Annotated in this window: 3 protein-coding genes; 1 reads left to right on the top strand and 2 read right to left on the bottom strand. The window is 66.5% G+C overall.

Annotated features, from left to right (window positions below; translation table 11 throughout):
- Nucleotides 1-333: 333 nt before the first annotated feature.
- Both IC50_RS17510 and IC50_RS17505 read right to left on the bottom strand, forming a co-directional pair.
- Nucleotides 334-708, bottom strand: a complete 375-nt coding sequence (locus IC50_RS17510) for a response regulator (RefSeq protein ID WP_035707240.1) — start codon at nt 706-708, stop codon at nt 334-336.
- A 32-nt stretch (nt 709-740) separates the two neighbouring features.
- Nucleotides 741-1,619: an MJ0042-type zinc finger domain-containing protein gene (locus IC50_RS17505; RefSeq protein WP_035707242.1), complete on the bottom strand. Its 879-nt coding sequence runs from the start codon at nt 1,617-1,619 to the stop codon at nt 741-743.
- A 192-nt stretch (nt 1,620-1,811) separates the two neighbouring features.
- On the opposite strand from IC50_RS17505, the gene IC50_RS17500 reads away from it, so the two are divergent.
- On the top strand, nt 1,812-2,284 hold a 473-nt coding region (locus IC50_RS17500), incomplete at its 3' end, for a cell division ATP-binding protein FtsE (protein ID WP_035707238.1).

Raw genomic sequence — 2,284 nt, 5'->3', positions numbered from 1 at the left:
TCGCAAGGGCTCCTCGCAATGACGGAGCGTGTGGCGATAGCGCGCATCCTTCTCGTGTCCCGGACGCGCTGCAGCGTCCTTACGCTGCTGCGCAGAGCCGGGACCCAGAAGGCCACCGCGATCGCTGCAATGTGGGCCCCGGCTCTGCAGCGCACCGCTGAAGTAGCGCTGCGCTGCGTCCGGGGCACGAGACCATCGCTTCGGCGCGCATTGCCTCAACATTGTCATCGCGAGTTTCGCACCGGCCGATAATCTCTCCGCCGCGGCGTACTGGATGCCCCGGTCAAGCCTGGTCGAGCCGGGGCATGACAGGGGAATGTTTGGCCGCCGCTGCTACCCTTTCTTCGCTGCCAGCGCATCGGCGACCGCCGTGCGGATATCCGCGACCGAGAAGGGCTTGGTCACGACGTCATGCACCAGCGCATTCAGGTTCGAGGCGCGCTCGCGCTGGTCGGCGAAGCCGGTCATCAGCAAAATGGTCAGATCAGGGAAATCGCGCGCGGCCGAAAGCGCCAGCGCGATGCCGTCCATGACCGGCATCTGGATGTCGGTGAGCAACAGGTCGAAGGCGCCGTCCTCGCGAGCCAGGATCTCCAGCGCCTCGGCGCCGTCCTGGGCGGTGACGGTCTCGTGGCCGTCCATGGCGATGGCGCGCGCCACGAGCGTGCGCATCGAGTCCTCGTCGTCGGCGATCAGGATTTTCGGCATCAGACCAACCTTGGGATCGACCTCCCCTGCAACTATACGCTGCCGCCGGCAATATCGCGCCGGTTGAAGAAACGAACGTCGATGTTGCGGCCCTCCGGCGGCGGCGAGGCAAGACGCGAGCGGAAGAAGGCGCGCTCGCCGGGCCGCAGCACCGTCTGTTCCAGCACCGAATTCCACGCATAGATTTCCGCGCCTTGGGCGTCGCGCACAGCAAAGCGCAGCCGCGGGATGTCGAGCGGCTTCTTGCCCTCGCCGACGATCACGCCCTCGATCACCAGCACCTGCTTACCGTCCACGGTCTCGCTGGAGAGCTTGACGTCCTTGAAGGCGAGGCCCCGCAGGTTCACTTCGAGCCCGGCCATTTTGTAGAATGCCGCCGTCTGGGGCAGTAGCCGCACCACGTCGCCGCGCCAGATCACGAGTGCCAGCACCAGCGCGCCCATCGCGGCGCAGGCGGTCGGCAGGCCGAAATGGGATTTGCGTGGAGCCGTGGCGGCGACCGGGCGACTCACCCGGGCGCCGCGGCGCCGGAACAGGCCGCGGAACCAGGACTGGTGCTGCGCGCCGGCCGCCTCCTCCTCGACCTGCCGGGCCGCCGCTGACCACTCGTCCTCGGTTTCCTTGGCCTCTTCCTCGGGCCAGTCGCTGGCGATCGACGGGCTGTCGACGACGGGCGCGTCAACAGCGCCGTCGTCCCTCGCATAGGAGTTCCATTGCTCGGCGAGGTCGGACTGGTCCACGGCCTGGCTGGTCGTGGCCATGGCCGGAACGGACGCCTCCTCGATGGCATCCTCGGCATGGGCGATCCAGGTCTCCTTGCAGCGGGAGCAGCGGACCGCCCGTCCATTCGCCCCGAGGCTCGCGAGCTTGATGGCGTAGGATGTCGTACAATGGGGGCAGACGATATGCATGGACGAGCCTTGATGCATGAACGAAGGTCTTGGACTGGTCTTGACGATGCCGCGGTCGCGTAGAACCGGGCGCCCCTTATGCTACAGGGCGAGCGTTAACGAACCGGAAACCATAACGGCGGCAAAACCCATTGATCGCGCATGGCGGAGCGCCGCAGTGCGACCCGCGCCCCCTCTCGAACGGAGCTGAGCTTGGTTCGGTTCGAAAATGTCGGATTGCGATACGGCCTGGGGCCGGAGATCCTGCGCGATCTCAGCTTCCAGATCCCGGCGCATTCCTTCCAGTTTCTCACCGGACCGTCCGGCGCCGGCAAGACCTCCCTGCTGCGCCTGTTGTTTCTGTCGCATCGGCCGACGCGGGGTCTCGTCAATCTGTTCGGCCACGACATTTCGCAGCTCGGCAAGGACGAGATCGCGGACCTGCGCAAGCGCATCGGCATCGTCCTCCAGGATTTCCGGTTGCTCGACCACATGACGACCTATGAGAACGTCGCGCTGCCGTTTCGCGTCATGGGCCGCAACGAGTCGAGCTACCGCAAGGAGGTGATCGACCTCCTGCGCTGGGTCGGGCTCGGTGACCGCATGGACGCGCTGCCGCCGATCCTGTCGGGCGGAGAGAAGCAGCGCGCTGCGATCGCGCGCGCCGTGATCTCGCGGCCGCAACT

Source organism: Bradyrhizobium genomosp. I (2014), from assembly GCF_000261685.1.
Classification (GTDB): domain Bacteria; phylum Pseudomonadota; class Alphaproteobacteria; order Rhizobiales; family Xanthobacteraceae; genus Bradyrhizobium.
This window is presented reverse-complemented; position numbering and strand designations above follow the sequence as displayed.

What these genes read in the sequence shown, in the direction of transcription:
- IC50_RS17510 (WP_035707240.1), bottom strand. Translation starts at nt 708, where the DNA reads ATGCCGAAAATCCTGATCGCCGACGACGAGGACTCGATGCGCACGCTC.
- IC50_RS17505 (WP_035707242.1), bottom strand. Translation starts at nt 1,619, where the DNA reads ATGCATATCGTCTGCCCCCATTGTACGACATCCTACGCCATCAAGCTC.